This window comes from Actinomadura sp. K4S16 (assembly GCF_008327685.1).
Classification (GTDB): domain Bacteria; phylum Actinomycetota; class Actinomycetes; order Streptosporangiales; family Streptosporangiaceae; genus Spirillospora.
Map to the genome: position 1 here is coordinate 1 of NZ_BDDE01000003.1, position 1,078 is coordinate 1,078.

Sequence of the window (1,078 nt, forward strand, 5' to 3'; positions counted from 1 at the left end):
ACGGTGGCGCAGGCGCTGGTGCGTTTCCTGGCGGTGCAGTACAGCGAGCGTGATGGGGTGCGGCGGCGGTTCTTCGCCGGGTGTTTCGGGATTTTCGGGCACGGCAATGTGGCGGGGATGGGGCAGGCGCTGCTGGAGCACGGTGATGGGCTGCCGTACTTCATGGCGCGTAATGAGCAGGCGATGGTGCATTCGGCGGCGGGGTTCGCGCGGATGAGTGACCGGTTGTCGACGTTGGCGTGCACGACGTCGATCGGGCCGGGTGCGACGAACATGGTGACGGGTGCGGCGCTGGCCACGATCAACCGGTTGCCGGTGCTGCTGCTGCCCGGTGATGTGTTCGCCACGCGTCCGGCGAACCCGGTGCTGCAGGAGCTGGAGGACACTCGCTCCTACGACGTGTCGGTGAACGACTGCTTGAGGCCGGTGTCGAAGTTCTGGGATCGGATCAATCGGGCGGAGCAGTTGCCGGGGGCGTTGCTGGCGGCGATGCGGGTGCTGACCGATCCGGCCGAGACCGGGGCGGTGACGTTGGCGCTGCCGCAGGACGTGCAGGCCGAGGCGTTCGAGTGGCCGGAGGAGTTGTTCGCCGAGCGGGTGTGGCGGGTTGCGCGTCCGGTGCCCGAGCCGGCCGTGCTGGCGGAGGCGGCGGCGCTGGTGCGGGCGGCGGAGCGTCCGCTGATCGTGGCGGGGGGCGGGGTGATCTACTCCGGCGCGACGCAGGAGTTGCGGGCGCTGGCCGAGCGGACGGGTGTTCCGGTGGCCGAGACCCAGGCGGGCAAGGGCGCGCTGGCGTGGGACCACTCCTGTTCGGTGGGTGCGGTCGGTGCGACCGGGACCGCGGCGGCCAACGCGCTGGCGCGCCGGGCCGATGTGGTGGTGGGGATCGGGACCCGTTACAGCGATTTCACCACCGCCTCCCACAGCCTGTTCGCCGACCCGGCCGTCAAGTTCGTCAACATCAACGTGGCCCGCCCCGACGCGATGAAGCTCGGGGGAGTGTCGGTCGTGGCCGATGCCCGGGAAGGGATCCGCGCCCTGGACGGAGCGCTCGGCGGCTGGTCGGTGCCGGAGTCGT

Annotated in this window: 1 protein-coding gene; it reads left to right on the plus strand. The window is 71.0% G+C overall.

From position 1 onward, the window contains the following. Positions 1-1,078, plus strand: a 1,078-nt coding sequence (locus tag K4S16_RS00020) for a thiamine pyrophosphate-binding protein (RefSeq protein WP_268843199.1), incomplete at both ends; no start/stop codon positions are given.